The 20,978-nt window shown below is 44.5% G+C and carries 36 protein-coding genes; 30 read left to right on the top strand and 6 right to left on the bottom strand.

What is annotated here, in order from left to right; all coding sequences use genetic code 11:
- The first annotated feature begins 91 nt into the window (after positions 1 to 91).
- From ACQEXS_RS20765 to rplQ, 29 genes are all read left to right on the top strand, one after another.
- A complete protein-coding gene (locus tag ACQEXS_RS20765; protein WP_427015054.1) occupies positions 92 to 727 on the top strand; it encodes a TetR/AcrR family transcriptional regulator in 636 nt (211 codons plus the stop codon).
- A 364-nt stretch (positions 728 to 1,091) separates the two neighbouring features.
- A complete protein-coding gene (gene rpsJ, locus ACQEXS_RS20760) occupies positions 1,092 to 1,403 on the top strand; it encodes a 30S ribosomal protein S10 (RefSeq protein WP_001181007.1) in 312 nt (103 codons plus the stop codon).
- Positions 1,404 to 1,417: 14 nt separating this feature from the next.
- The gene (gene rplC / locus ACQEXS_RS20755) at positions 1,418 to 2,047 is read left to right on the top strand and encodes a 50S ribosomal protein L3 (protein ID WP_367987447.1); all 630 of its coding nucleotides are present in this window, start codon (positions 1,418 to 1,420) and stop codon (positions 2,045 to 2,047) included.
- 17 nt (positions 2,048 to 2,064) lie between these two features.
- Positions 2,065 to 2,667: a 50S ribosomal protein L4 gene (gene rplD, locus ACQEXS_RS20750; protein WP_005379556.1), complete on the top strand. Its 603-nt coding sequence runs from the start codon at positions 2,065 to 2,067 to the stop codon at positions 2,665 to 2,667.
- On the top strand, positions 2,664 to 2,966 hold the full coding sequence (gene rplW, locus ACQEXS_RS20745) for a 50S ribosomal protein L23 (RefSeq protein ID WP_004398471.1): 303 nt from the start codon (positions 2,664 to 2,666) through the stop codon (positions 2,964 to 2,966). Before rplD ends, rplW begins: the two co-directional genes overlap by 4 nt.
- 16 nt (positions 2,967 to 2,982) lie before the next feature.
- Positions 2,983 to 3,807, top strand: a complete 825-nt coding sequence (rplB, locus tag ACQEXS_RS20740; RefSeq protein WP_427015053.1) for a 50S ribosomal protein L2 — start codon at positions 2,983 to 2,985, stop codon at positions 3,805 to 3,807.
- Between the two features lie 20 nt (positions 3,808 to 3,827).
- The gene (gene rpsS / locus ACQEXS_RS20735; RefSeq protein ID WP_005435078.1) at positions 3,828 to 4,106 is read left to right on the top strand and encodes a 30S ribosomal protein S19; all 279 of its coding nucleotides are present in this window, start codon (positions 3,828 to 3,830) and stop codon (positions 4,104 to 4,106) included.
- A 10-nt stretch (positions 4,107 to 4,116) separates the two neighbouring features.
- Positions 4,117 to 4,449, top strand: coding sequence for a 50S ribosomal protein L22 (gene rplV / locus ACQEXS_RS20730; protein WP_367989214.1), 333 nt, complete (start codon positions 4,117 to 4,119; stop codon positions 4,447 to 4,449).
- A 17-nt stretch (positions 4,450 to 4,466) separates the two neighbouring features.
- Positions 4,467 to 5,165, top strand: coding sequence for a 30S ribosomal protein S3 (rpsC, locus tag ACQEXS_RS20725; RefSeq protein ID WP_427015052.1), 699 nt, complete (start codon positions 4,467 to 4,469; stop codon positions 5,163 to 5,165).
- A gap of 11 nt (positions 5,166 to 5,176) precedes the next feature.
- Positions 5,177 to 5,587 (top strand): 50S ribosomal protein L16, encoded by a 411-nt coding sequence (rplP, locus tag ACQEXS_RS20720; RefSeq protein ID WP_021704472.1) that lies wholly within the window; start codon positions 5,177 to 5,179, stop codon positions 5,585 to 5,587.
- Positions 5,587 to 5,778 carry a 50S ribosomal protein L29 gene (gene rpmC, locus ACQEXS_RS20715; RefSeq protein WP_004410456.1) on the top strand — a complete coding sequence of 64 codons (192 nt, stop codon included), beginning with the start codon at positions 5,587 to 5,589 and terminating at the stop codon, positions 5,776 to 5,778. Before rplP ends, rpmC begins: the two co-directional genes overlap by 1 nt.
- The gene (gene rpsQ / locus ACQEXS_RS20710; RefSeq protein ID WP_367987445.1) at positions 5,778 to 6,032 is read left to right on the top strand and encodes a 30S ribosomal protein S17; all 255 of its coding nucleotides are present in this window, start codon (positions 5,778 to 5,780) and stop codon (positions 6,030 to 6,032) included. Before rpmC ends, rpsQ begins: the two co-directional genes overlap by 1 nt.
- Positions 6,033 to 6,191: 159 nt before the next feature.
- Positions 6,192 to 6,563: a 50S ribosomal protein L14 gene (gene rplN / locus ACQEXS_RS20705; protein ID WP_004410450.1), complete on the top strand. Its 372-nt coding sequence runs from the start codon at positions 6,192 to 6,194 to the stop codon at positions 6,561 to 6,563.
- Between the two features lie 12 nt (positions 6,564 to 6,575).
- A complete protein-coding gene (gene rplX, locus ACQEXS_RS20700; RefSeq protein WP_005455662.1) occupies positions 6,576 to 6,893 on the top strand; it encodes a 50S ribosomal protein L24 in 318 nt (105 codons plus the stop codon).
- Positions 6,894 to 6,916: 23 nt separating this feature from the next.
- Complete coding sequence (gene rplE, locus ACQEXS_RS20695; protein ID WP_005450569.1) at positions 6,917 to 7,456, top strand: 50S ribosomal protein L5; 540 nt, start codon at positions 6,917 to 6,919, stop codon at positions 7,454 to 7,456.
- A 17-nt stretch (positions 7,457 to 7,473) separates the two neighbouring features.
- A complete protein-coding gene (gene rpsN / locus ACQEXS_RS20690) occupies positions 7,474 to 7,779 on the top strand; it encodes a 30S ribosomal protein S14 (protein WP_367987444.1) in 306 nt (101 codons plus the stop codon).
- 31 nt (positions 7,780 to 7,810) lie between these two features.
- Entirely contained in the window at positions 7,811 to 8,203 is a 393-nt protein-coding gene (gene rpsH, locus ACQEXS_RS20685; RefSeq protein WP_367987442.1) for a 30S ribosomal protein S8, read from the top strand.
- 12 nt (positions 8,204 to 8,215) lie between these two features.
- On the top strand, positions 8,216 to 8,749 hold the full coding sequence (gene rplF, locus ACQEXS_RS20680; protein WP_367987441.1) for a 50S ribosomal protein L6: 534 nt from the start codon (positions 8,216 to 8,218) through the stop codon (positions 8,747 to 8,749).
- A 9-nt stretch (positions 8,750 to 8,758) separates the two neighbouring features.
- Positions 8,759 to 9,112, top strand: coding sequence for a 50S ribosomal protein L18 (rplR, locus tag ACQEXS_RS20675; protein WP_367987440.1), 354 nt, complete (start codon positions 8,759 to 8,761; stop codon positions 9,110 to 9,112).
- 14 nt (positions 9,113 to 9,126) lie between these two features.
- On the top strand, positions 9,127 to 9,630 hold the full coding sequence (gene rpsE, locus ACQEXS_RS20670) for a 30S ribosomal protein S5 (protein ID WP_004745894.1): 504 nt from the start codon (positions 9,127 to 9,129) through the stop codon (positions 9,628 to 9,630).
- A 7-nt stretch (positions 9,631 to 9,637) separates the two neighbouring features.
- Positions 9,638 to 9,814 carry a 50S ribosomal protein L30 gene (gene rpmD / locus ACQEXS_RS20665; RefSeq protein ID WP_000201159.1) on the top strand — a complete coding sequence of 59 codons (177 nt, stop codon included), beginning with the start codon at positions 9,638 to 9,640 and terminating at the stop codon, positions 9,812 to 9,814.
- A gap of 5 nt (positions 9,815 to 9,819) precedes the next feature.
- Positions 9,820 to 10,254: a 50S ribosomal protein L15 gene (rplO, locus tag ACQEXS_RS20660; RefSeq protein WP_367987439.1), complete on the top strand. Its 435-nt coding sequence runs from the start codon at positions 9,820 to 9,822 to the stop codon at positions 10,252 to 10,254.
- 20 nt (positions 10,255 to 10,274) lie between these two features.
- Positions 10,275 to 11,609, top strand: a complete 1,335-nt coding sequence (gene secY / locus ACQEXS_RS20655) for a preprotein translocase subunit SecY (RefSeq protein ID WP_367987438.1) — start codon at positions 10,275 to 10,277, stop codon at positions 11,607 to 11,609.
- Positions 11,610 to 11,634: 25 nt separating this feature from the next.
- Complete coding sequence (gene rpmJ, locus ACQEXS_RS20650; protein WP_000868186.1) at positions 11,635 to 11,748, top strand: 50S ribosomal protein L36; 114 nt, start codon at positions 11,635 to 11,637, stop codon at positions 11,746 to 11,748.
- A 147-nt stretch (positions 11,749 to 11,895) separates the two neighbouring features.
- Positions 11,896 to 12,252 (top strand): 30S ribosomal protein S13, encoded by a 357-nt coding sequence (gene rpsM, locus ACQEXS_RS20645; protein WP_005450559.1) that lies wholly within the window; start codon positions 11,896 to 11,898, stop codon positions 12,250 to 12,252.
- 18 nt (positions 12,253 to 12,270) lie between these two features.
- Positions 12,271 to 12,660, top strand: a complete 390-nt coding sequence (gene rpsK, locus ACQEXS_RS20640; protein WP_001118870.1) for a 30S ribosomal protein S11 — start codon at positions 12,271 to 12,273, stop codon at positions 12,658 to 12,660.
- A 27-nt stretch (positions 12,661 to 12,687) separates the two neighbouring features.
- On the top strand, positions 12,688 to 13,308 hold the full coding sequence (gene rpsD / locus ACQEXS_RS20635) for a 30S ribosomal protein S4 (protein WP_367987437.1): 621 nt from the start codon (positions 12,688 to 12,690) through the stop codon (positions 13,306 to 13,308).
- Positions 13,309 to 13,332: 24 nt separating this feature from the next.
- Positions 13,333 to 14,325, top strand: coding sequence for a DNA-directed RNA polymerase subunit alpha (locus ACQEXS_RS20630; RefSeq protein ID WP_367987436.1), 993 nt, complete (start codon positions 13,333 to 13,335; stop codon positions 14,323 to 14,325).
- A gap of 26 nt (positions 14,326 to 14,351) precedes the next feature.
- Positions 14,352 to 14,732, top strand: a complete 381-nt coding sequence (gene rplQ / locus ACQEXS_RS20625; protein WP_005383141.1) for a 50S ribosomal protein L17 — start codon at positions 14,352 to 14,354, stop codon at positions 14,730 to 14,732.
- A 106-nt stretch (positions 14,733 to 14,838) separates the two neighbouring features.
- Here the strand turns inward: rplQ and ACQEXS_RS20620 are convergent, their stop codons facing one another.
- Together ACQEXS_RS20620 and ACQEXS_RS20615 are read right to left on the bottom strand one after the other, a co-directional pair.
- On the bottom strand, positions 14,839 to 15,336 hold the full coding sequence (locus ACQEXS_RS20620) for a DUF2780 domain-containing protein (RefSeq protein WP_427015051.1): 498 nt from the start codon (positions 15,334 to 15,336) through the stop codon (positions 14,839 to 14,841).
- Between the two features lie 100 nt (positions 15,337 to 15,436).
- A complete protein-coding gene (locus ACQEXS_RS20615; protein WP_367987434.1) occupies positions 15,437 to 16,057 on the bottom strand; it encodes an FKBP-type peptidyl-prolyl cis-trans isomerase in 621 nt (206 codons plus the stop codon).
- A 232-nt stretch (positions 16,058 to 16,289) separates the two neighbouring features.
- Here ACQEXS_RS20615 and ACQEXS_RS20610 point away from each other — a divergent pair, with 232 nt between their 5' ends.
- Positions 16,290 to 16,859, top strand: a complete 570-nt coding sequence (locus ACQEXS_RS20610) for a LysM-like peptidoglycan-binding domain-containing protein (protein ID WP_367987433.1) — start codon at positions 16,290 to 16,292, stop codon at positions 16,857 to 16,859.
- A 3-nt stretch (positions 16,860 to 16,862) separates the two neighbouring features.
- Here ACQEXS_RS20610 and ACQEXS_RS20605 read toward each other — a convergent pair whose 3' ends face one another.
- From ACQEXS_RS20605 to cpdB, 4 genes are all read right to left on the bottom strand, one after another.
- Positions 16,863 to 17,672: a DMT family transporter gene (locus ACQEXS_RS20605; RefSeq protein ID WP_427015058.1), complete on the bottom strand. Its 810-nt coding sequence runs from the start codon at positions 17,670 to 17,672 to the stop codon at positions 16,863 to 16,865.
- A gap of 38 nt (positions 17,673 to 17,710) precedes the next feature.
- Positions 17,711 to 18,169 (bottom strand): GNAT family N-acetyltransferase, encoded by a 459-nt coding sequence (locus tag ACQEXS_RS20600; RefSeq protein ID WP_427015050.1) that lies wholly within the window; start codon positions 18,167 to 18,169, stop codon positions 17,711 to 17,713.
- 76 nt (positions 18,170 to 18,245) lie between these two features.
- Positions 18,246 to 18,809, bottom strand: a complete 564-nt coding sequence (locus ACQEXS_RS20595; protein ID WP_427015049.1) for a Crp/Fnr family transcriptional regulator — start codon at positions 18,807 to 18,809, stop codon at positions 18,246 to 18,248.
- A 63-nt stretch (positions 18,810 to 18,872) separates the two neighbouring features.
- Positions 18,873 to 20,834, bottom strand: coding sequence for a 2',3'-cyclic-nucleotide 2'-phosphodiesterase (gene cpdB, locus ACQEXS_RS20590; protein WP_427015048.1), 1,962 nt, complete (start codon positions 20,832 to 20,834; stop codon positions 18,873 to 18,875).
- Positions 20,835 to 20,978 lie beyond the last annotated feature (144 nt).

Genomic DNA, 20,978 nt, shown 5'->3' with positions numbered 1-20,978 from the left:
TAAAGCGTCTGGTCTAATCAGGCGCTTTTTTGTTATTGGCTAAACTACTGGTTATACTTCAAATACCGCTATTAAGGGATTACACGTAGAGATGAAAACTCGTGACAAGATCGTATTCGCTGCTCTTGAGTTGTTTAACAAACATGGAGAGCGGAACATAACGACTAACCATATTGCTGCTCACATCGATATTAGCCCTGGTAACCTCTACTATCACTATCGAAACAAGCAAGAAATTGTCCGAGAAATCTTTGCTTTATATTCGGCTGAGCTTTTAGAACGTTTCACTCCTTTTCAAGGGCAACAAGAAAGCTTAGTACTACTGAAACACTACCTTGATTCAATTTTTACCTTGATGTGGAAATATCGATTCTTCTACGCAAACTTGCCTGAAATTCTTCAGCGAGATGAAGTTCTTCACGACGATTATATACATGTTCAGGAAAAGCTACAGAGTAACCTGATCAGTATTGTTAGAGCATTTGTTGAACTTGAGTTACTGAATGTCGAAGAGGAAGAAATGCGTCCCTTTGTGACAACATTGCATTTGATTGCATCGAGTTGGCTTGGCTACCGCTCTGCAATGTCGGTAAAAACTCAAATAACTGAGCAAGTCGTCCATCAAGGAATGTTGCAGATGATTGCTGTTGTAAAGCCTAAAGCCACTAAGCAGGGATTGGAGCAGCTACAGTTGCTGGAAGAAGGGGTGAAAGCCATTCACGCCTAAAAGTCTATTTGTCATTTTTTATTTTTTGAACAGTACTTGCAAGCGAAGTTGTGATCTGTATAATACGCCGCACTGACTTGTTCAGTTGTGAACCAATGAGCAGCGAGGAGCGGACTTATCTTTTGATAAGTTAGGTAATGTATACTCAGCTTATGTTCGCGGTTAATACAATTAGCTATCTATTCTTCGGAATAACTATTCCCAGAGGTGACTCTGATATAGGGATAGTTAATCGAAAATTAACTGACAATGCATCCTAATCTTGGATGCTACGGTTTCACATAAATCAATCGGCATTCTCTCGTCTTGACGAGCTTGAGTGGCGATATTGTTTGTGTAATTTTTAATATTGGAGCTCTGTCTCATGCAGAACCAACGTATCCGTATCCGCCTTAAAGCTTTCGATTACAAACTAATCGATGCTTCTACAGCGGAAATCGTTGAAACAGCTAAGCGCACTGGCGCACAGGTTCGTGGTCCAATCCCACTACCTACTCGTAAAGAGCGTTTCACAGTTCTTATCTCTCCACACGTTAACAAAGATGCTCGTGATCAGTACGAAATCCGTACTCACAAACGTCTAATCGACATCGTTGAGCCAACAGACAAAACTGTTGATGCTCTGATGCGTCTAGACCTTGCTGCGGGCGTTGACGTACAAATTAGCCTAGGTTAAGGGAGATTAGAAGAATGATTGGTCTAATCGGTCGTAAAGTGGGTATGACCCGCGTATTTACTGAAGAAGGCGTTTCTATCCCAGTAACTGTTGTTGAGGTTGAAGCAAACCGTGTATCTCAAGTTAAAACTCTTGAGACAGATGGCTACGCAGCAATCCAGGTAACTACTGGTGCAAAGAAAGCTAACCGCGTATCTAAACCAGAAGCAGGTCACTTTGCGAAAGCAGGTGTTGAAGCTGGTCGTGGTCTTTGGGAATTCCGTTTGGAAAACGGTGAAGAGTTCGAAGTTGGTGCTGAGCTAACAGTTGAACTATTCAACGAAACTAAGAAAGTAGACGTTACTGGTACATCTAAGGGTAAAGGTTTCCAAGGCGCTGTTAAGCGTTGGAACTTCCGTACTCAAGATATGACTCACGGTAACTCATTGTCTCACCGTGCTCCTGGTTCTATCGGTCAATGTCAGACTCCAGGTCGCGTGTTTAAAGGCAAGAAAATGGCAGGTCACATGGGTGCTGAGCGTGTAACGACTCAAAACCTAGAGATCGTACGTGTTGACGCTGAGCGCAACCTGCTTCTTATTAAAGGTGCAGTCCCAGGCTCAACTGGCGGCAACGTGATCGTTAAACCAGCTGTTAAAGCATAACGTCTCAGGAGTAAGTAATGGAACTTATGGTTAAAGGTGCTGATGCACTAACTGTTTCTGAAACTACTTTCGGACGTGAGTTTAACGAAGCTCTTGTACACCAAGTAGTTGTTGCGTATGCAGCAGGTGCTCGTCAAGGTACACGTGCTCAGAAAACACGTTCAGAAGTATCTGGCGGTGGCGCTAAGCCATGGCGTCAAAAAGGTACTGGCCGCGCACGTGCTGGTACAATCCGTAGCCCAATCTGGCGTACAGGTGGTGTTACTTTTGCTGCGAAACCACAAGATCACAGCCAAAAAGTTAACAAGAAAATGTACCGTGGTGCTATGAAGAGCATTCTTTCTGAGCTAGTTCGTCAAGAGCGTCTAATCGTTGTTGATAACTTCTCAGTAGAAGCGCCAAAAACTAAAGAGCTTGTAGCTAAGCTTAAAGAGCTTGAGCTAACTGACGCTCTAATCGTGACTAGCGAAGTAGATGAAAATCTATTCCTAGCTGCTCGTAACCTATACAAAGTTGACGCACGTGACGTAGCTGGTATTGATCCAGTTTCACTAATCGCGTTCGACAAAGTTGTAATGACTGCTGAAGCAGTTAAGCAAGTTGAGGAGATGCTAGCATGATCACTGAAGAGCGTATCCTAAAAGTTCTACGTGCTCCGCACATCTCTGAAAAAGCAACTATGGCTGCTGAAAAAGCGAACACTATCGTTTTTAAAGTAGCTAAAGATGCAACTAAAAAAGAGATCAAAGCAGCTGTAGAAAAGCTATTTGAAGTTGAAGTTAAGTCTGTAAATACTCTTATCACTAAGGGTAAGACCAAACGTCAAGGTCTACGCCAAGGTCGCCGCAGCGACGTTAAAAAAGCGTACGTTACTTTGAAAGAAGGTCAAGATCTTGACTTTGTTGGCGGCGCGGAATAACAGGAGTAGTTGAGAAATGGCTATTGTTAAATGTAAGCCGACTTCGGCTGGTCGTCGTCACGTTGTTAAAGTTGTTAACGCTGACCTACACAAAGGTAAGCCTTACGCACCTCTTCTAGAGAAAAACTCTAAGAATGGTGGTCGTAACAACAACGGTCGTATCACAGTACGTCACATCGGCGGTGGTCACAAACACCACTACCGTGTAATTGACTTCAAACGTACTAAAGATGGCATTCCAGCGAAAGTTGAGCGTCTAGAATACGATCCAAACCGTAGCGCAAACATCGCTCTAATTCTGTACGCAGACGGTGAGCGTCGTTACATCATCGCACCTAAAGGTGTTCAAGCAGGTGACCAGATTCAATCTGGTGTAGATGCGCCAATTAAAGCAGGTAACACTCTGCCAATGCGCAATATCCCAGTAGGTTCTACTGTACACTGTGTTGAACTTAAACCTGGTAAAGGTGCTCAGCTAGCTCGTTCGGCTGGTGCTTATGCTCAAATCGTTGCTCGCGACGGTGCATACGTAACCATCCGTCTACGTTCTGGTGAGATGCGTAAAGTATTGTCTGAAGGCCGTGCAACAATCGGTGAAGTAGGCAATGCAGAACACATGCTACGTGAACTAGGTAAAGCTGGTGCTAACCGCTGGCGCGGTGTTCGTCCAACCGTTCGCGGTGTGGTAATGAACCCGGTTGACCACCCACACGGTGGTGGTGAAGGTCGCACATCTGGTGGTCGTCACCCAGTTTCTCCTTGGGGTATGCCAACTAAAGGCTTTAAGACCCGTAAGAACAAACGCACTGACAAGTACATCGTACGTCGTCGTAACAAGTAATCTATATAAGAGGATAAGCCATGCCACGTTCTCTCAAGAAAGGTCCATTTATTGACCTACACTTGCTGAAGAAGGTAGAGAAAGCGGTGGAAAGCGGAGACAAAAAGCCTATTAAGACTTGGTCCCGTCGCTCAATGATCATTCCTACAATGATCGGTTTGACCATCGCTGTCCATAATGGTCGTCAGCACGTACCAGTTTTCGTAACCGAAGAAATGATCGGTCACAAGCTGGGCGAATTCGCACCAACTCGTACTTACCGCGGTCATGCTGCGGATAAGAAAGCTAAGAAGCGTTAAGGAGTAGATGATGGAAGCATTAGCTAAACATAACTTTGCTCGCATTTCGCCTCAGAAAGCTCGCTTAGTTGCAGATCAAATTCGTGGTAAATCAGTTGATCAAGCTCTAGAAATCTTGACGTTCAGCAACAAAAAAGCTGCTGATCTTATCAAGAAAGTTCTTGAATCAGCTATCGCGAACGCGGAGCACAACGAAGGTGCAGATATCGACGATCTATCAGTCGCTAAAATCTTCGTAGATGAAGGCCCGATCATGAAGCGTATTATGCCTCGTGCTAAAGGTCGTGCGGATCGTATCTTGAAGCGTTCAAGCCACATCACTGTTGTTGTTGCAGACGCTTGAGACTAGGAGAGTAAGCAATGGGTCAAAAAGTACATCCTAATGGTATTCGTTTAGGCATCGTTAAGCCTTGGAATGCTACTTGGTTTGCTAATACCAAAGAATTCGCTGACAACCTAGACGGCGACTTCAAGGTACGTCAGTTCCTAACTAAGGAACTACAAAAAGCATCTCTATCACGCATCGTTATCGAACGTCCAGCTAAGAGCATCCGTGTGACTATTCACACTGCTCGTCCTGGCGTTGTAATCGGTAAGAAAGGTGAAGACGTAGAGAAGCTACGCACAGCTGTAGCTAAAATTGCAGGTGTACCAGCGCAAATTAACATCGCTGAAGTACGTAAACCTGAGTTAGATGCACAACTTGTTGGTGACAGCATCGCGTCTCAGCTAGAGCGTCGTGTTATGTTCCGTCGTGCTATGAAGCGCGCAGTACAAAACGCAATGCGTCTAGGCGCTAAAGGCATCAAAGTAGAAGTAAGTGGTCGTCTAGGCGGCGCTGAAATCGCACGTTCTGAGTGGTACCGTGAAGGCCGTGTGCCTCTACACACTCTACGTGCTGACATTGATTACGCAACTTCTTCGGCTCACACTCAATATGGTGTGATCGGCATTAAAGTTTGGATCTTCAAAGGTGAGATCCTAGGCGGTATGCCAGCAGCTAACGCTGTAGAGCCTAAAGGCGACAAGCCTAAGAAGCAGCGCAAAGGCCGTAAGTAAGGAGTCGACAGATGCTACAACCTAAACGTACTAAGTTCCGTAAGGTTCACACTGGTCGTAACCGCGGTCTTGCTAAAGGTACTGACGTAAGTTTCGGTACTTTCGGCTTGAAAGCTGTTGGCCGTGGTCGTCTAACTGCTCGTCAAATCGAAGCAGCACGTCGTGCAATGACGCGTCATGTTAAGCGTCAAGGTAAAATCTGGATCCGTGTGTTCCCAGACAAACCAATCACAGAAAAACCGCTTGAAGTTCGTCAAGGTAAGGGTAAAGGTAACGTTGAGTACTGGGTAGCCCAAATCCAACCTGGTAAGGTTATGTACGAAATGGACGGTGTACCTGAAGAATTGGCACGTGAAGCGTTCCGCCTAGCGGCTCGTAAACTGCCATTCAAGACTACATTTGTAACTAAGCAGGTGATGTGATGAAAGCACAAGATCTACGCGAAAAGAGCGTTGAAGAGCTTAACGCTGAGCTTTTGAATTTGCTACGTGAACAGTTCAACCTGCGCATGCAGGCTGCGACTGGTCAGCTACAGCAAACTCATACTCTGAAAGCTGTACGCCGTGATATCGCACGTGTGAAAACTGTTTTGACTGAGAAGGCAGGCGCATAATGAGCGAAGTAAAACGTACTCAACAAGGTCGTGTAGTTAGCGACAAGATGGACAAGTCTATCGTAGTTGCTATCGAGCGCATGGTGAAACACCCAATTTACGGTAAATTCGTAAAGCGCACGACTAAAGTACACGCACATGACGAAAACAATGAGTGTGGCCTAGGCGACACTGTTGAAATCGCAGAGTGTCGTCCACTGTCTAAGACTAAGTCTTGGACTTTGGTAAAAGTTGTAGAAAAGGCGAAGATGTAATCTTCACTTATCTATAAAGAAACGGCTCCAAAATTATTTTTGGAGCCGTTTATTTTTTGACTACCCAATCACAAAAAAGGGTGGTACAATTCGCGTCCCTTTTAAAGAGGCAGCCCGACCCGAGATGGGTCTAGTTTTAATATTTAGCGGAGCACTAACATGATCCAAATGCAAAGTATGCTGGACGCAGCTGATAACTCAGGCGCTCGCAGCGTAATGTGTATTAAGGTTCTGGGTGGCTCTCACCGCCGTTATGCACATATCGGTGACGTTATCAAAGTTACTGTTAAGGAAGCAATTCCTCGCGGTAAAGTTAAAAAAGGTGACGTTCTGAAGGCGGTGGTAGTTCGCACCCGTAAAGGCGTACGTCGTCCAGACGGTTCTGTCATTCGCTTCGACCGAAATGCTTGTGTATTGTTGAACGACAACACTGAGCAACCAATCGGTACACGTATCTTTGGTCCTGTGACACGCGAACTTCGTGGCGATAAGTTCATGAAGATCGTTTCACTGGCTCCAGAAGTTCTGTAAGGAGCACGTAAGATGGCAGCTAAAATCCGTCGTAATGACGAAGTAATCGTTCTTGCTGGTAAAGATAAAGGCAAGAAAGGTAAAGTAACTAAGGTTCTCGCAACTGGTAAAGTTATCGTAGAAGGTATCAACCTTGTTAAGAAACACCAGAAACCTGTTCCTGCTCTAGGTATCCAAGGCGGTATCGTTGAGCAAGAAGCAGCGATCGATGTTTCTAACGTGGCTATTTTCAACGCAGCTACTGGTAAAGCGGACCGTATCGGTTTCCGTTTTGAAGACGGCAAAAAAGTTCGTTTCTTCAAGTCTAACGGCGAAACCGTTTCTAACTAATAGAAGTAATTTGGAGTTCTACTATGGCGAAACTGCATGATTACTACAAGTCGTCTGTAGTCGCTGAACTGACCAAACAGTTCAGCTACACAAGCGTCATGCAAGTCCCTAGAATCGAGAAAATCACCCTAAACATGGGTGTTGGTGAAGCAATCAACGATAAGAAACTGCTAGAAAACGCAGCTGCTGATATGGCAACGATCTCTGGTCAAAAGCCACTTATCACTAAAGCTCGTAAATCTGTAGCAGGTTTCAAAATCCGTGAAGGCTACCCTATCGGTTGTAAAGTAACCTTGCGTGGCGAACGTATGTGGGATTTTCTTGAGCGTCTAATTTCGATCGCTCTTCCACGTGTACGTGACTTCCGTGGTGTTAGCGCTAAGTCTTTTGACGGTCGCGGTAACTACAGCATGGGCGTTCGCGAGCAAATCATCTTCCCGGAAATCGACTTTGATAAAGTTGATCGTGTGCGCGGTCTTGATATTACTATCACGACGTCTGCTGGCACTGATGAGGAAGGCCGTGCTCTGCTGGCTGCCTTTAACTTCCCATTCCGTAAGTAAGGTGAAGGGTTACTGTTATGGCTAAACAATCAATGAAAGCACGTGAAGCTAAACGTGCGAAGCTAGTAGCTAAGTTCGCTGAGAAGCGTGCAGCGCTAAAAGCTATCATCAGCGATGTAAACGCATCTGAAGAAGATCGTTGGAACGCGGTTCTAAAACTGCAAACTCTTCCACGTGATTCAAGTGCATCACGTCAGCGCAACCGTTGTAACCAAACTGGTCGTCCACACGGTTACCTACGTAAGTTCGGTCTAAGCCGTATTAAGGTTCGTGAAGCTTGCATGAAAGGCGAGATTCCGGGTCTTCGTAAGGCTAGCTGGTAATTGCCACTTTTAATCATTTGGAGTAAATCATATGAGCATGCAAGATCCGATTTCGGATATGCTGACCCGCATTCGTAACGGTCAGGCAGCAAACAAAGTTGCTGTTAAGATGCCTTCTTCAAAGCTTAAAGTTGCAATCGCTGCACTACTAAAAGCTGAAGGTTACATCACTGACTTCGCTGTTGAAGGCGACGTAAAACCTGAGCTAGAAGTTACTCTTAAGTACTTCCAAGCTAAACCAGTTATCGAGCAACTAAAACGTGTTTCACGTCCAGGTCTGCGCGTCTACAAGAACAAAGACTCGCTACCATCTGTAATGGGTGGTCTAGGTGTTGCTATCGTTTCAACTTCCAAGGGTCTGATGTCAGACCGTGCTGCACGTAAAGCAGGTCTTGGTGGTGAAATCATCTGCTACGTAGCGTAATAGGAGTAGAATATGTCTCGTGTTGCTAAAGCACCTGTCGCTATTCCAGCTGGCGTAGAGGTGAAACTAAACGGCCAAGAAATCACTGTAAAAGGTGCTAAAGGCGAACTGTCTCGCGTTCTTAACGATGCAGTAGTTGTCGCTCAGGAAGATAACAACCTTACTTTCGGTCCTAAAGAAGGTGTTGCTAACGCATGGGCACAAGCAGGCACTGCTCGCGCTCTGGTTAACAACATGGTTGTTGGTGTTACTGAAGGCTTTACTAAGAAGCTAACTCTTAAAGGTGTTGGTTACCGTGCTGCTATTAAAGGCAACGCTGTAGGTCTAACACTTGGCTTCTCTCACCCAGTTGAGCACGAGTTGCCAGCGGGTATTAAAGCTGAATGTCCAAGCCAAACTGAAATCGTGATCACTGGTTGTGACAAACAACTTGTTGGTCAAGTAGCGGCTGACATTCGTTCTTACCGTGAGCCTGAGCCTTATAAAGGTAAAGGTGTTCGTTACGCAGATGAAAATGTGCGTACTAAAGAAGCTAAGAAGAAGTAAGGTAACACTATGGATAAGAAAGCATCTCGCATCCGTCGTGCTACACGTGCACGTCGTAAGATTGCAGAACTGGGTGCAACTCGCCTAGTAGTACACCGTACTCCTCGTCACGTGTACGCTCAGGTTATCGCATCAAACGGCTCTGAGGTTATCGCTTCAGCTTCTACTGTAGAAAAAGCGATCCGTGAGCAAGTGAAATACACTGGTAACATCGATGCAGCTAAAGCAGTAGGTAAAGCTATTGCTGAACGCGCTCTTGAAAAAGGCGTTGAAGCAGTTGCATTTGATCGTTCTGGTTTCCAATACCACGGTCGAGTAGCGGCGCTAGCAGAATCTGCTCGCGAAGCTGGTCTGAAATTCTAAGGTAGGGTTGGAAGATGGCTAAAGAACAACAAGTTCAAGCGAATGATTTGCAAGAAAAGTTGATCGCAGTTAACCGTGTTTCTAAGACGGTTAAGGGTGGTCGAATCATGAGCTTTACTGCACTAACAGTTGTTGGTGACGGTAACGGTCGTGTAGGTTTCGGTTACGGCAAAGCTCGTGAAGTACCTGCAGCGATTCAAAAAGCAATGGAAAAAGCACGTCGTAACATGACTACGATCGCGCTTAACGAAGGCACTCTTCACCACCCAGTGAAAGGTCGCCATTCGGGCTCTAAAGTTTACATGCAGCCTGCTGCAGAAGGTACAGGTGTTATCGCCGGTGGTGCGATGCGCGCAGTACTAGAAGTTGCTGGCGTACACAACGTACTATCTAAAGCATACGGTTCTACGAACCCTATCAACATCGTTCGTGCAACGATCGATGCACTAGGTAGCATGAAGTCGCCAGAAATGGTTGCTGCTAAACGTGGTCTAACTGTTGAATCTATTTCGGAGTAAGCACACGATGGCAACTATTAAAGTAACTCAAACTAAAAGCTCAATTGGTCGTCTACCTAAGCACAAAGCTACGCTTCGTGGTCTAGGTCTTCGTAAAATCAACCACACAGTAGAACTTGAAGATACACCGTGCGTACGCGGTATGATCAACAAGGTTTACTACATGGTTAAAGTTGAGGAGTAATCAGAATGCGTTTGAATACTCTATCACCGGCTGCGGGTTCTAAGCCTTCTGCGAAGCGCGTAGGTCGTGGTATCGGTTCTGGCCTTGGTAAAACAGGTGGCCGTGGTCACAAAGGTCAAAAATCACGTTCTGGCGGTAAAGTTCGCCCAGGTTTCGAAGGCGGTCAAATGCCTCTGAAACAACGTCTACCTAAATTCGGTTTCACTTCTCGTAAGAGCCTAGTGTCTGCTGAAGTTCGTCTAGCTGAGCTAGCGAAAGTAACTGGTGACGTGGTTGATCTAAACAGCCTTAAAGCTGCTAACGTAATCACTAAGAACATCGAATTTGTTAAAGTTGTTCTTTCTGGTGAAATTAACAAAGCAGTGACTGTTAAAGGTCTACGTGTGACTAAAGGCGCTAAAGCTGCAATCGAAGCTGCAGGCGGTAAAATCGAGGAATAATCTCGAGGAACGAGGTACAGATGGCTAAGAAACCAGGACAAGATTTTCGTAGTGCTCAGAGCGGCTTAAGTGAGCTAAAGTCGCGCTTATTATTCGTAATTGGTGCACTTTTAGTATTCCGAGCCGGCTCTTTTGTGCCGATTCCTGGTATTGACGCTGCTGTACTTGCCGATTTGTTCGAACAGCAAAAAGGTACCATCGTTGAAATGTTTAACATGTTCTCCGGTGGTGCTCTTGAGCGTGCATCTATCTTAGCATTGGGCATCATGCCGTATATTTCGGCATCTATTGTTGTCCAATTGCTAACAGTAGTTCATCCAGCGTTAGCGGAACTCAAAAAAGAGGGTGAAGCAGGCCGTCGTAAGATAAGCCAATATACACGCTATGGCACGCTTGTACTTGCAACATTCCAGGCTATTGGTATTGCAACAGGCTTACCAAACATGGTCGATAATCTGGTTGTTATCAACCAAACCATGTTTACGCTAATTGCTACCGTAAGTTTAGTAACCGGCACCATGTTTCTTATGTGGTTAGGTGAACAAATTACAGAGCGTGGGATAGGTAACGGTATATCGTTACTAATTTTCGCAGGTATTGTTGCTGGGTTGCCTTCTGCAATCGGTCAAACAATCGAGCAAGCGCGTCAAGGTGAATTGCATGTACTTCTTCTGCTGTTGATTGGTGTACTAGCTTTTGCAGTAATTTACTTCGTCGTTTTCATGGAGCGTGGTCAACGTAAAATCGTTGTGAACTACGCGAAACGTCAACAAGGTCGTAAAGTATTTGCTGCGCAAAGCACTCACTTGCCACTTAAAATTAATATGGCAGGTGTTATTCCAGCAATCTTTGCATCAAGCATTATTTTGTTCCCAGGAACATTGGCACAATGGTTTGGTCAGAATGGTGAGAGCAGCGCGTTCGGTTGGTTAACTGACGTGTCTTTAGCTCTTAGCCCAGGTCAACCTTTGTATGTCATGCTTTATGCCGCAGCGATTATTTTCTTCTGTTTCTTCTACACGGCGTTGGTTTTCAACCCGAGAGAGACAGCAGATAACTTGAAGAAGTCCGGTGCATTCGTACCCGGCATCCGCCCAGGTGAGCAGACAGCTAAGTATATTGATAAAGTAATGACACGTTTAACCCTTGCTGGTGCACTGTACATTACCTTTATCTGTCTGATTCCAGAGTTTATGATGGTCGCGTGGAACGTTCGTTTCTACTTCGGCGGTACATCTCTACTAATCGTAGTAGTTGTAATCATGGACTTTATGGCACAGGTACAGACTCATCTGATGTCTCAACAGTATGATTCTGTGTTGAAAAAAGCAAACCTGAAAGGCTACGGCCGATAATCAGGTTTCATTACGGAGTTTAGCAATGAAAGTTCGTGCTTCCGTTAAAAAAATCTGCCGTAACTGTAAAGTAATCAAGCGTAACGGTGTTGTACGCGTGATTTGCAGTGAGCCAAAGCACAAGCAGCGCCAAGGCTAATCAGCAGAAATTTTTACTTGAAATATAAGGTAGTGTCGAGTATATTCCTCGGCCTACCTTTTGCGTGCAAAAGAAGTAGTATTCCGCAGCGTATCCTCTACGGGCTTTGCTGCGGCTAATTCTTTTATGAAACACTAGGAGTGAATAATGGCCCGTATAGCAGGCATTAACATTCCTGATCAAAAACATGCTGTAATCGCACTAACAGCGATTTACGGCATCGGTAAAACTCGCTCTCAGGCTATTTTGGCTGAAGTGGGTATTGCTGAAGATGTTAAGATCAGTGAACTAACTGAAGAGCAGATCGATCAACTGCGTGATGGTGTAGCTAAGTACACTGTAGAAGGTGATCTACGTCGTGAAGTATCTATGAACATCAAGCGTCTAATGGACCTTGGCTGTTACCGTGGTCTTCGTCATCGTCGCAGTCTACCACTACGTGGACAGCGTACTAAAACCAATGCTCGCACCCGTAAGGGTCCGCGTAAGCCGATCAAGAAATAATCGGGAAGGTAGAGTACAATGGCTAAACAACCAACTCGCGCTCGTAAGCGCGTACGCAAGCAAGTTGCAGATGGCGTTGCGCACATTCATGCATCTTTCAATAACACAATCGTAACTATCACTGACCGTCAAGGTAATGCACTAGCTTGGGCTACTGCAGGTGGTTCAGGTTTCCGCGGTTCTCGTAAGTCTACTCCGTTTGCTGCACAGGTTGCTGCAGAACGTTGTGCTGAAATGGCTAAAGAATACGGCCTAAAGAACTTGGAAGTTATGGTTAAGGGTCCAGGTCCAGGTCGTGAATCTACTGTTCGCGCACTGAACGCTGCTGGTTTCCGCATCACTAATATTGTTGATGCTACACCAATCCCACATAACGGTTGTCGTCCACCTAAGAAACGTCGCGTATAACGTTTCTGGGAAGATTGGAGAAAGATCATGGCAAGATATTTGGGTCCTAAGCTGAAGCTTAGCCGTCGTGAAGGCACTGACTTATTCCTTAAGTCTGGTGTACGCGCGATCGATACCAAGTGTAAAATTGATAACGCACCAGGTGTACACGGCGCTCGTCGCGGTCGTCTATCTGAGTATGGCGTTCAGCTTCGTGAGAAGCAAAAAGTTCGTCGTATGTACGGCGTTCTAGAAAAACAATTCCGTAACTACTACAAAGAAGCTGCTCGCCTTAAAGGCAACACAGGTGAAAACCTACTTCAGCTTCTTGAAGGTCGTCTTGATAACGTAGTTTACCGTATGGGCTTTGGTGCAACTCGCGCAGAAGCACGTCAGCTAGTGAGCCACAAAGCTATTCTAGTTAACGGTAAAGTTGTAAACGTTCCTTCTTTCAAAGTTGCGGCAAACGACGTTGTTGCTATTCGCGAGAAAGCTAAGAAGCAAGCTCGCATCAAAGCAGCTCTAGAAGTTGCAGAACAACGCGAAAAACCAACTTGGATTGAAGTAGATGGTGGTAAGATGGAAGGTACGTTCAAGCGTATGCCTGAGCGTTCAGATCTATCTGCTGACATCAACGAACAATTGATCGTCGAGCTTTACTCTAAGTAAGGTTTAAACTAAAGAGAGGACACAATGCAGGGTTCTGTAACAGAATTTCTTAAGCCACGTCTTGTTGACATTGAACAAATCAGCACGACTCACGCAAAAGTAACTCTTGAGCCGTTAGAGCGTGGTTTTGGCCATACTCTGGGTAATGCACTTCGCCGTATTCTACTATCTTCTATGCCGGGTTGTGCCGTTACTGAAGTAGAGATTGAAGGCGTTCTACACGAATACAGCACTAAAGAAGGTGTTCAGGAAGATATTCTTGAAATCCTTCTAAACCTTAAAGGTTTGGCTGTACGCGTTGCCGAAGGCAAAGATGAAGTGTTTATTACGCTAAACAAATCAGGCTCGGGCCCTGTGGTTGCAGGTGACATCACCCATGACGGTGATGTAGAGATCGCTAACCCAGAACACGTTATTTGTCACCTAACGGATGACAACGCTGAAATCGCTATGCGCATTAAAGTCGAACGTGGTCGCGGTTATGTTCCTGCTTCTGCTCGTATCCATACTGAAGAAGATGAGCGTCCAATTGGCCGCCTACTGGTTGATGCAACATACAGCCCGGTAGATAAAATTGCTTACTCTGTTGATGCTGCTCGTGTAGAGCAACGCACTGACTTAGATAAGCTAGTCATCGATATGGAAACGAATGGTACTCTAGACCCTGAGGAAGCAATCCGTCGTGCGGCTACTATCCTAGCTGAACAATTGGATGCGTTCGTAGATCTTCGCGATGTACGTGTACCTGAGGAGAAGGAAGAGAAGCCTGAATTCGATCCGATCCTACTGCGTCCTGTAGACGATCTTGAACTAACAGTTCGCTCTGCTAACTGTTTGAAAGCAGAAGCGATTCACTACATCGGTGATCTTGTACAGCGTACTGAGGTTGAGCTACTTAAAACGCCAAACCTTGGTAAGAAATCTCTTACTGAGATCAAAGACGTACTTGCATCACGTGGTCTATCTCTGGGCATGCGCCTAGAAAATTGGCCACCAGCGTCTATCGCTGAAGATTAATCGATACTAGTTAGAAGGATTAGGTCATGCGCCATCGTAAGAGTGGTCGTCAACTCAACCGCAACAGCAGTCATCGCAAAGCGATGTTCAGCAACATGGCTAGCTCTCTAGTACGTCATGAAGTTATCAAGACTACACTGCCAAAAGCAAAAGAGCTACGTCGCGTAGTTGAGCCTTTGATTACACTAGCTAAGACTGACAGCGTTGCTAACCGTCGTCTAGCATTTGCACGTACTCGTGATAACGAAGTAGTTGCAAAACTATTTAACGAACTAGGTCCACGTTTTGCTGCTCGTCAGGGCGGTTACACTCGTATCCTAAAAGCTGGCTTCCGTGCTGGTGATAAAGCTCCAATGGCTTACATTGAGCTTGTAGATCGCCCAGCTGCTGAAGAAGCTGCTGAGTAATCAGGTTCGTAAGAACTAAAAAGCCGAGCGTAAGCTCGGCTTTTTTGTATCTGTGACTTTCTAAAAGAAGTGACTCTAGCCTTTGCTTCTCTTATAAAACTCAGTGTTACTGCCAAATTGCTCCTAATGAGCTAAGCAGCGATGAGCTCGCTCCCTGAGACTTCAATGACTCGATGATGATGGGAGAGAAGCTGTTGACCATTGAAGTATCCATACCCAAGCTTGAAAAAGCACTATCTACAGCACTACTGGTTGTTATCATTGAAGTTAATCCGCTATTCTCTAAGGCTTCATAACCTGGTACTAGCGAACCAAGCTCATTATTTTGACTTGGTTTCAATGTGTTTTGTGCAAGTGCTAAAAGAGAGCCAACCCCCCCGATAGCTTGATCCGTTGATACATTAGTCACTCCTTGTATAGACTCTATTAATGCGGAGTCTAAATTTCCCTGTGTTGACCAAGCTTGTAGTGCAGCCATGGCTACACTTGTTGCGATAGTTGTATAGTTAGTCTCTGAAGAGGTTTGTGTATTTGGAGAACTGTTACTTTGACATCCAAGCAAAGTTGTACCAGTTAATACAGCAGCGATGAGAAACTTATTCATTTACAATCCTTATAGTTATTAAAAGTGATATGAGAATCATATACAAAAAAAATGGCGATACAAAAGTATCGCCATTATTTAACCTTAATTCGCTGCTAGATTATAGGATATCTAGTAGTTCAACTTCGAATACTAGTGCTGCAAATGGAGGAATAGCTGCACCTGCACCACGTTCACCGTATGCGAGATCTTGTGGGATGTATAGTTTCCACTTAGAACCAACAGGCATTAGTTGAAGTGCTTCAACCCAACCTTTAATTACGCCAGTTACTGGGAATTCTGCTGGTTGACCGCGAGATACAGAGCTGTCGAATACAGTACCGTCAGTTAGCTCACCGTGGTAGTGAACACGTACTTGCTTATCTGAAGTTGGAATTTCACCAGTGCCTTCTGTGATCACTTCGTATTGAAGGCCTGACTCAAGTACAGTAACTTCTGGGCGTAGTGCATTGTCTTTTAGAAATGCTTCACCGTCAGCTGCAGCAGCTTTTGCCGCTTCTTGGCGTGCAGCTTCAGCGCGAGTGTGAAGCTCTTGAAGTGCTTTGTTGATCTCATCAATTTCAATAGATGGCATATCACCGGTAAGTGCTGTTGCAATACCTGCTGCAATTGCGTCAACACTTAGGCCTTCTAAGCCAGAACCTGCTAGCTGTTGGCCCATTTGTAGACCGATACCGTAGCTTGCTTTTTGCTCTACAGTTTCAAATTTAACTTCAGACATGATGTCTCTCTCGGTTGAGGATGAAAGGCTAAAGGATACCAGCTTAAACTTGGAGTTTAAACGTTGGGTCGCATTTGCGTTTGTCATTCGAACGTAATGAGAGTTCGATCTTGTTTTTTTCTTGTCACAGTAAGATTTTACCTGCACATTACCTAATCGCATCGATATCTCTATACTCAGAGCATTCCTATTCTTATACTTACCTTAGTTCTATAGCGAGAGACATTAAGCGATGAATCGCAGAAGAAAAAAGCAGCAGAAAACAGATTATTTGGCATTGCTAAAGGAGCACTGGTCAAAGTTCGAGATTGCTCCGTATAAGCAAAAAGTTGTTGAACTCTGGCAAACGTTGCCTAAGTTTCATCAGCGAGCTCTTCTGATCGTTGTTCCTGTTGTCACGTTAATAGCCATTATCCCATTCCCAAGGGCGGAAAATGGTATAACTACACCACAATCCAATAACACCCAAAGAGTAGAAGTCGATATCAACACTTCGGGTTTGAGTGAACAATTTGATTCTGCAATTAGCGGTACAAAATCTGATGTATGGCAAGAGTACGTTGTAAAAAATGGCGATACGTTAGCTCAAGTTTTTCGAACTAATGGGCTACCAATGGCAGATCTGAACGCGTTGGTGAAAGTTGAAGGGAACGACAAACCACTCAGTTACATAAAAAAAGGCCAATTGGTTCGCTATAAGCTTGCGAAAGATGGCTCCTTAGATATTCTCCAGCTGGAAAAAAAAGCAGGCTCGGTCATGTTTTTTCGGTTGTCTGATGGTGGTTTTGGTCGCAGTAAATAGACATTACCATTTATTTCCTAGTAACACTTTCCACGGCATTAGGGGAAGCAAAATCATTGCAATTCCTAATGTCGTTAACCAATCTGGTATCTCGTTAAACCACATGAAACCAAATAAGGCGACAAATACTAAGCCAGAATTTTCAGCTATTGCTATTTTGGCTGCCGGTGCTCGTTGGTAGGCTCTTACAGCCAAGCCATTGTAAGCAAGGATAAGGCCTGCACTGCATAAGATGAGTAATAAGTGTTTTATCGAAGTTGGCTGCCAATACAATATTGCTAAGAACCCTGATACCGGTAGTGAGAGTAGGCTGGTCCAAAATAGTGTACTAATGAGAGGTTGTACACTGTCGATTTTTCTAGCACTGATATTAAATAAAGCCAGTGTTACTGCCGTACCAAGTGCAAACCAAGCTGCCCAATGAAATTCTGAAGGCCTCAATACCACAAGAACACCAATAAAGCCGAATAACGCGAGTAGTATGTTTGTAATACTGGGCGATTCTCGTAGCAATACAGCGGATAAAGGTAGCATCAATAATGGACCAGCATAAAAGACGGCATTTGCGGTAGCTAAGGGTAAATGAGTGATGGCAACGAACATACATCCGCTGCCCAAGATGATTAGATGTGCTCTTGCAATATGGAGCATTGGTGTATGGATTTGCCTTTGTTGTTTGGTCAACTGTATCCATAGAGGGCCAATTACGATCACAGATAATAGTTGGCGGATGAAAATGTATTGAAAGGTGGAAATTTCGCCATTAAGTAGCTTTACTGCAACATCGGAAAGAGAGGCAAATAAATTGCCCATAATGAGTAACAGTATCGCGAAATATGTGGCTTCAAGTTTCACTGACCACCATCTCGTTTCATGTCTATGTGGGGTATGCCATCTTCCAAATACACTGCCGAGGTCTGGTTAAATCCATATTTGGTATAAAACTGCATTAAGTGTTCTTGAGCGCCGATTTCGATATCTTGATCAGGCCATAGCTGATGGCATGCGTGCAATGCTTGTTCAAGCAATTGATGGCCAATACCCGTTCCTCTGAGTTCAGCTGAGGTGGCAACACGTCCGATACTGACTGACGGATAACTCACTCCTTTAGGTAATAAACGTGCGCATGCTGCGAGTTTCCCATGACTGTAACCCAAAAGATGATGCACACCCGGTTGATGATCTTTGTCATCAAGTTCTGGGTATGGGCACGTTTGCTCAACAACGAACACATCCACTCTCAATTTGAGCAGTTGATAAAGTTGTTGGGTCGTTAGTTGAGAAAAAGGAAGAAGCTGCCAAGTGAGCATGTAATATAAGTCCCTCTATAATCCGATGACGTAGAGCGACTGTAACAACTCCAGCCTCTTTCAGCATTAACAATTGTTAACTTGAAATACGTTTTTTAATCCGGCTCAAGCTGATAGGTGTGATACCGAGGTAGGCAGCGATCTGGCAGTCATTGACTCGTTCAATGAGATTTGGAAAGTTTTGGCGTAATAGCTCATAGCGCTCTTCTGCTGTATAGAGCAACATGAAACGTTCTTTGTTCTCTTTGTACATCAGTTGAGTTTCAAGCAGCTTAATGTAAAGGCTGTGTTTCTCTTCACGCCAGCAACGCAAGGTTTCTACTGGTAGACATAGCATTTTACAAGGAGTGAGAGATTCAATTAAGTATGGCGAAGGTTGATGCTTTATGAGACTTTCAAATCCAATGACCCAATCCTGTTCCCAGTAAAACTCTTTGCTGAATTCTTTGCCTTTCTCAGTTAGGTAGGCGGCGTGACATATGCCTTCTATGATGAAGTAGACATCGCTCGCTTCCTCACCTTGATGCACCAATATGTGCCTTGTTGGCAACTCTAATGGCGTCGCCAAATCGCACAGTTCTTGAATTTCATCTTGGGTAAAACCATGTGCATCTAAATTGTTAATAAAGCTCTGTTCCATCACCAACCTCTCAATAAAAAGCCGCAATCTAAATTGCGGCTTGGTAAAGTATACAACTTAACGTTATTTTTGAAGGTCAATTTGATAAACCGCAAAACCTACATCATCAGTAGCGACTCGTTTCATTGGATATTGGCCTTTCTCTTTAATGAACTCAGCCGCTTTCTCGCTTGGTGATGTTTCGAATCGGATATCTAGTTTCTTCTCTGATTTGATTGGCGCAAATGACCAATTGTTATCTGCACTTGGTGTAAATTCTCCTTTTTCGTGGCTTGCACGAGTGATATATGCAGCGATAACTGAACGGTTTTCATCAGGAGAGTCAAAAGCAACAAACTCAGAGCCAGTGCCAGGGAATTTGTTGCTGTATGCGCGGTAGTTGTTGGTAGCAATAATGAAGTTCTGCTTCATATCGATTGGTTTACCTTGGTAGGTTAGGTTCACGATACGCTCAGCACTATCATTTACTAGTTTACAATCACCATCGTATTTCGCCGGTGTGGTTACATCGATTTGATAGTTGAGGCCATCAATCACGTCGAAGTTATAGGTACGGAAACCGTCCCAATCGATTAAGCTTTGTGGGGCAGTGCTGTTAACATCAATCTGCTTAAACTGACCTGCGGTACATTCCAGCCATTCTTTCACCTCTTTACCCGTAACTTTCATTGCCACAAGAGTATTTGGATACAGGTAAAGATCCGCTGCGTTGCGGAATGTAAGTTGGCCTGATTCTACTTCAGTAAAATTCGCCGGATCGTTTTTACGTCCACCTGCTTTAAATGGCGCCGCGGCAGAAAGTACAGGAATATCTGCGAGATCTGGGTCGCCCTGAATAAAGCGTTCAACATAATCTTTTTGTGCCAAGTTTACGATTTGTACGGTTGGGTCATCCTGTACTAATGCCAAAAAGCTGTACATTACATCGCTGGCTTTACCAATTGGTTGGTTAACAAAATCTCGAGTTCCTTTATGGTCAGCAGCCAGTGCTTTTACCATTTCAGAGTCTGCTTCTGCTAACGATTGTTTTGTCTTTTTATTAAAGATAGGGCGGGCTTCCGATTGGCCTTTTACGACCACCCATTTTCCGTCTTGTTCTTTGAGTTCAAGATCAATCACACCAACATGGCTACCCCAACGGCCTGGCATGACGGCGGCAACACCATTAATGGTACCTTTTTGGTTATCGATACCTTTTAGATCATCGAAACCCTTACCCGGAAAAACGGCATGTGAGTGACCGAATGCGATCGCATCAATACCTTCCACTTCTGATAGGTAATAGGTGGAGTTTTCTTCTCCAAGTTTGTGCGGATCCATCGATACACCAGAGTGAGGAATCGCAACAATGACGTCAGCCCCTTCTTTCTTCATTTGAGGAACCAGTTTTTCAGCTGTTTCCTTAATATCTTTAGCAAACACTTTGCCTTCAAGGTTTTTCTTATCCCAAACCATAATTTGAGGTGGGACAAAGCCGATGTAGCCCACTTTGATTTGGTGCTCTACACCGTCGCTATCTTTAAAAGTGTGTGCTTTGATGATGTAAGGCTTGAAGTAGTGTTCACCTGTTTTCTTATCAAAAACGTTAGCACTGATGTAAGGGAAATCAGCGTCATTAATGGTTTCGGCCAAGAACTCTAAGCCGTAGTTGAATTCGTGGTTACCGATGTTACCAACATCATAATTGAGCTGGTTCATCGCTTTATAAACTGGGTGTACTTCACCTTCTTTAATGCCTTTTGAGGCCATGTAGTCGCCCATCGGGCTACCTTGGATCAAGTCACCATTATCAACCAATACACTATTTTCCACTTCTGCACGGGCTTGTTTCACTAATGTAGCAGCACGAGTTAAACCAATTTTTTGTGATGGCTTATCTTTGTAGTAATCGTAGTCCATAACATTTGTGTGGATGTCTGTGGTCTCGATGATACGCAATTTAATAGTGTCTGCCATCGCTGGGCCTGCCATAGTTAACAGGCCGCCAAGTACAGCAAGGGATAAAGGTTTCACTGCTACTTTCATTGTTGTGCTCCGATAGAGGGGGTTAAGTGAACCCGCATAATGTAACAAAACCTTATGTAACAATGTGTTTAGTAAGCATTAAATTGTGATTTTGAGCGTTTGCTAAATGCGCTTCTGCAACGAGCGTCTCACCTTTAATGAGTG

This window comes from Vibrio sp. TRT 17S01 (genome assembly GCF_050113695.1).
Taxonomy (GTDB): Bacteria; Pseudomonadota; Gammaproteobacteria; order Enterobacterales; family Vibrionaceae; genus Vibrio.
The sequence above is the reverse complement of the archived record's forward strand: the minus strand, read 5'-3'. Positions and strand labels throughout refer to the sequence as shown.

Coding starts and splice junctions, on each gene's coding strand:
- ACQEXS_RS20765 (WP_427015054.1), top strand. CDS start 92: ATGAAAACTCGTGACAAGATCGTATTCGCTGCTCTTGAGTTGTTTAAC.
- rpsJ (WP_001181007.1), top strand. CDS start 1,092: ATGCAGAACCAACGTATCCGTATCCGCCTTAAAGCTTTCGATTACAAA.
- rplC (WP_367987447.1), top strand. CDS start 1,418: ATGATTGGTCTAATCGGTCGTAAAGTGGGTATGACCCGCGTATTTACT.
- rplD (WP_005379556.1), top strand. CDS start 2,065: ATGGAACTTATGGTTAAAGGTGCTGATGCACTAACTGTTTCTGAAACT.
- rplW (WP_004398471.1), top strand. CDS start 2,664: ATGATCACTGAAGAGCGTATCCTAAAAGTTCTACGTGCTCCGCACATC.
- rplB (WP_427015053.1), top strand. CDS start 2,983: ATGGCTATTGTTAAATGTAAGCCGACTTCGGCTGGTCGTCGTCACGTT.
- rpsS (WP_005435078.1), top strand. CDS start 3,828: ATGCCACGTTCTCTCAAGAAAGGTCCATTTATTGACCTACACTTGCTG.
- rplV (WP_367989214.1), top strand. CDS start 4,117: ATGGAAGCATTAGCTAAACATAACTTTGCTCGCATTTCGCCTCAGAAA.
- rpsC (WP_427015052.1), top strand. CDS start 4,467: ATGGGTCAAAAAGTACATCCTAATGGTATTCGTTTAGGCATCGTTAAG.
- rplP (WP_021704472.1), top strand. CDS start 5,177: ATGCTACAACCTAAACGTACTAAGTTCCGTAAGGTTCACACTGGTCGT.
- rpmC (WP_004410456.1), top strand. CDS start 5,587: ATGAAAGCACAAGATCTACGCGAAAAGAGCGTTGAAGAGCTTAACGCT.
- rpsQ (WP_367987445.1), top strand. CDS start 5,778: ATGAGCGAAGTAAAACGTACTCAACAAGGTCGTGTAGTTAGCGACAAG.
- rplN (WP_004410450.1), top strand. CDS start 6,192: ATGATCCAAATGCAAAGTATGCTGGACGCAGCTGATAACTCAGGCGCT.
- rplX (WP_005455662.1), top strand. CDS start 6,576: ATGGCAGCTAAAATCCGTCGTAATGACGAAGTAATCGTTCTTGCTGGT.
- rplE (WP_005450569.1), top strand. CDS start 6,917: ATGGCGAAACTGCATGATTACTACAAGTCGTCTGTAGTCGCTGAACTG.
- rpsN (WP_367987444.1), top strand. CDS start 7,474: ATGGCTAAACAATCAATGAAAGCACGTGAAGCTAAACGTGCGAAGCTA.
- rpsH (WP_367987442.1), top strand. CDS start 7,811: ATGAGCATGCAAGATCCGATTTCGGATATGCTGACCCGCATTCGTAAC.
- rplF (WP_367987441.1), top strand. CDS start 8,216: ATGTCTCGTGTTGCTAAAGCACCTGTCGCTATTCCAGCTGGCGTAGAG.
- rplR (WP_367987440.1), top strand. CDS start 8,759: ATGGATAAGAAAGCATCTCGCATCCGTCGTGCTACACGTGCACGTCGT.
- rpsE (WP_004745894.1), top strand. CDS start 9,127: ATGGCTAAAGAACAACAAGTTCAAGCGAATGATTTGCAAGAAAAGTTG.
- rpmD (WP_000201159.1), top strand. CDS start 9,638: ATGGCAACTATTAAAGTAACTCAAACTAAAAGCTCAATTGGTCGTCTA.
- rplO (WP_367987439.1), top strand. CDS start 9,820: ATGCGTTTGAATACTCTATCACCGGCTGCGGGTTCTAAGCCTTCTGCG.
- secY (WP_367987438.1), top strand. CDS start 10,275: ATGGCTAAGAAACCAGGACAAGATTTTCGTAGTGCTCAGAGCGGCTTA.
- rpmJ (WP_000868186.1), top strand. CDS start 11,635: ATGAAAGTTCGTGCTTCCGTTAAAAAAATCTGCCGTAACTGTAAAGTA.
- rpsM (WP_005450559.1), top strand. CDS start 11,896: ATGGCCCGTATAGCAGGCATTAACATTCCTGATCAAAAACATGCTGTA.
- rpsK (WP_001118870.1), top strand. CDS start 12,271: ATGGCTAAACAACCAACTCGCGCTCGTAAGCGCGTACGCAAGCAAGTT.
- rpsD (WP_367987437.1), top strand. CDS start 12,688: ATGGCAAGATATTTGGGTCCTAAGCTGAAGCTTAGCCGTCGTGAAGGC.
- ACQEXS_RS20630 (WP_367987436.1), top strand. CDS start 13,333: ATGCAGGGTTCTGTAACAGAATTTCTTAAGCCACGTCTTGTTGACATT.
- rplQ (WP_005383141.1), top strand. CDS start 14,352: ATGCGCCATCGTAAGAGTGGTCGTCAACTCAACCGCAACAGCAGTCAT.
- ACQEXS_RS20620 (WP_427015051.1), bottom strand. CDS start 15,336: ATGAATAAGTTTCTCATCGCTGCTGTATTAACTGGTACAACTTTGCTT.
- ACQEXS_RS20615 (WP_367987434.1), bottom strand. CDS start 16,057: ATGTCTGAAGTTAAATTTGAAACTGTAGAGCAAAAAGCAAGCTACGGT.
- ACQEXS_RS20610 (WP_367987433.1), top strand. CDS start 16,290: ATGAATCGCAGAAGAAAAAAGCAGCAGAAAACAGATTATTTGGCATTG.
- ACQEXS_RS20605 (WP_427015058.1), bottom strand. CDS start 17,672: ATGGGCAATTTATTTGCCTCTCTTTCCGATGTTGCAGTAAAGCTACTT.
- ACQEXS_RS20600 (WP_427015050.1), bottom strand. CDS start 18,169: ATGCTCACTTGGCAGCTTCTTCCTTTTTCTCAACTAACGACCCAACAA.
- ACQEXS_RS20595 (WP_427015049.1), bottom strand. CDS start 18,809: ATGGAACAGAGCTTTATTAACAATTTAGATGCACATGGTTTTACCCAA.
- cpdB (WP_427015048.1), bottom strand. CDS start 20,834: ATGAAAGTAGCAGTGAAACCTTTATCCCTTGCTGTACTTGGCGGCCTG.